The following is a 2,786-nucleotide window of genomic DNA, read 5'->3' as shown; positions in this document are numbered from 1 at the left end:
GCGTTGGCGTCGCATTCCGTGGCGGTGTTGCGCTTTGAGTTTCCCTACATGCAGCGCCGTCGTGAGGAGCAACGACAATTCCCGCCGGACCGCGCACCCAAGTTGCTGGCGGCGTTTGCCGAGCGTGTCAGAGAAGCCCGGGCACTGGCGGCTGAATTGTCTGAGACTCCCGATGGCGCGCTGCCACTGTGGATCGGCGGCAAATCCATGGGCGGACGCATGGCCTCCATGCTGGCCGCTGAGGGCAATGGTGTGGCCGCGCTGGATGTGGCTGGCGTAATTGCGCTGGGCTACCCCTTTCATCCGCCCGGGAAACCGGAGAAAACCCGCATTGATCACTTGCCGGCGCTGACGGCCCCCATGCTGGTCTGCCAGGGCGAGCGGGACCCCTTTGGTAAACCGGACGAGGTGGCAGGTTATGGCCTGCCGGAGCGGGTGCAATTACACTGGCTACCCAGTGGCGATCATGATTTCAAACCGCTGAAACGCAGTGGATTGCAACAACAGGACCTGATCATTAAAGCTGCAAGAGCGGCGGCAACGTTTATGGGTTCTGTGTCGTTTCAATAAGGATTGCTAAAAAACAGGAAGTGGGGGAAACATGGAAGTGTGTGGGTATCACCGTGAGCGGCCGGGCAGCTGGCGCTGCTCTGGTTGTAGCACGTTTTATTGCGGGCAATGTGTGCCCGGAGGGGAAGACAATTTCAAGGCGGGTCAGCCCCGTTGTCTGTTGTGCAGCCAGAGTCTGGAGTGGCAGGGCGACGGTGAACCCGGTACGCCTTTCTGGCAGCGCTCCGGTGATATTCTGCGTTATGGTTTCAAGCCGCCAGCCGTGTGGCTGATCCTGGCCGTGGGCGCGGCCAGCGTGCTGCCCATGGGGTTGCTGACCGGTCTGTTGCTGCTGTTTCTTAGCTTGATGCTAACCGTCTATGCGCTTTTTGTGATTGCCGCTGTGGCAGCTGACGAATGGCAACCGCCTTCACCTTTGGACGTGATGTCGGAAGGCGGATTGTTGTTAAAGCAGATTGCATTAATGGTGGTGCTGTTTGTGGGGCCGGTCCTGTTAATGCCTTCTTCGGTGGTGCTGGGGATGGGGCTATTGGCGCTGGCCGCGCTGGTATTGCCTGCTGCGCTGATGATCCTGGCCGTAAGCCACTCATTGGGTGCTGCCCTGAATCCGCTGCGTTGGTTGCAACTGATTGTGACCGTTGGTGTTTCCTATTTATTGCTGTGGTTTGCGGTAATGGCGGTCACTGCTGCCCCGTCGATCCTGGAAACTGGCAACGCCCCTGTCTTGTTCATGTTTCTGGGCACCTGTTTTTCTGTGTACACCACGCTTGTGGCGGCGGCCATGATGGGCGCGCTGTTGAACGAGAAAGCGCGTGCTCTGGGGTTGGCCTGGGATGAGCCACGCGGGCGCTCCCTGTCAGCGGATGATTTCGAAGTGGCGGAGTCCATCGGTGCTGCCCATGTGTATGCGCAGGAAGGCCGCTTTGAGGATGCGCTCAAGGGAGTAAACCGGGGGCTTGCCAGTGCACCGCTCCATCAGGATCTGAACTGGCGGCGGTTGCGGTTACTGCATTTGCTGAAAAAGGAGAAACCCTGGGAGCAGCATCTGGTGCGGTTTTTACGTCAGCAGTTGAGTCGTGGCATGGAAGGGTCTGCGGTGCAAATCTGGCTGGAAGCGCTTCAACAGCGGCCGGGTTTTCGTTTTGATGACGACCCCGCATTGTGCCTGTCGCTGGCCCGTGCGCTGCACGAACGTGGCCGCTTGAAAGACGCCCAGCATGTATTGATGAATCTGCACCAGCGCGCGCCGGATTTTCGCCAGCTTGGGGATGCTTATGTATTGCTGGCGCAGTTATATCTGGAACACCAGGCTGATCTGGTCCGTGCGGGAAAGTTGCTGCAGTTTGTGTCCCGCCGGTTTCCCGAACAGTTCAACAGCCAGACGGGGCAGCAAACACAGTCCATGTTCAAGCGTTTGCAAGCTTCTGGCTAAGGGCTTCCAGGCGGGGATGTTGCCAGTCGCTGGCTTGCAGGGCTGTTAAAATAGCGGTGGCCTTGTGACGCTGTTTCTGTCGCCAGGCCAGCTCCGCCAGCAGTAATTGATAGGGCGCCGGCAAGGTATGGACCTGGCCGCCCAGTGTTTCAAATTCCTTCCACACCTGACCAAGCAGGGCGTCACTGCCGGGCTGTTCGCGCAGCGCCTTGATGCTCTCCATCATGGCGCCAGGCAATTGCTGAACGCGCGCCCCCATTTCCAGGAAAAAGCACCATTGGGGCAAGCTGGTGGGGGTGCTGTTCAGTTGTTGGCGACAGTGTGCCTGAGCGTCAGAGAAGCGTAGTTGCTCGGCCAGTTGTTGGCTCAGCCTGGGCACGGGAGCCTGACGAAGCGTATCTCGGGCGGCGCCCTTATGGGTGTCAGATGCTGCCTTTTGGGGCCGGGTATAGGGCAGGCAAAATGCAATTGCCAGGCCGGTGAGTAGCCCGCCAGCGTGGGCCATATAGGCCACGTTGGTCTGGGCGGTGGCGGCTTGCACCAGCTCCCAGCCCAGCCAGACCGGGAATAGCACCAATGCCGGTGCGCGGAAACTGCCGAATAAAAAACCCAGACTGTAGAAAAACTCCAGCCGCTGCAGACGGTAGGTGCCGACAAATAACCCCATAAGCCCGGAGATAGCGCCGGAGGCACCGACCAGCGGGATACCACTGTGTGGGTCTTTGGCAATAAACAGCAAGGCGGCGCCAACGCCGCTGATCAAGTACGCGCCGATGAAGCGCAG

General features: G+C 59.3%; 3 protein-coding genes. 2 read left to right on the top strand and 1 reads right to left on the bottom strand.

Features of this window, described 5'->3' with window-relative positions; genetic code table 11:
• Both A3754_RS27870 and A3754_RS18260 read left to right on the top strand, forming a co-directional pair.
• On the top strand, positions 1 to 570 hold a 570-nt coding region (locus A3754_RS27870), incomplete at its 5' end, for an alpha/beta family hydrolase (protein WP_197468709.1).
• Between the two features lie 112 nt (positions 571 to 682).
• The gene (locus tag A3754_RS18260; RefSeq protein ID WP_156497071.1) at positions 683 to 2,002 is read left to right on the top strand and encodes a hypothetical protein; all 1,320 of its coding nucleotides are present in this window, start codon (positions 683 to 685) and stop codon (positions 2,000 to 2,002) included.
• Here the strand turns inward: A3754_RS18260 and A3754_RS18255 are convergent.
• The coding region (locus A3754_RS18255) for a rhomboid family intramembrane serine protease (RefSeq protein WP_197468708.1) at positions 1,977 to 2,786 on the bottom strand (810 nt) is incomplete at its 5' end. The two genes, A3754_RS18260 and A3754_RS18255, sit on opposite strands and share 26 nt — an antisense overlap.

The organism is Alcanivorax sp. HI0083 (assembly GCF_001635175.1).
This window is presented reverse-complemented; position numbering and strand designations above follow the sequence as displayed.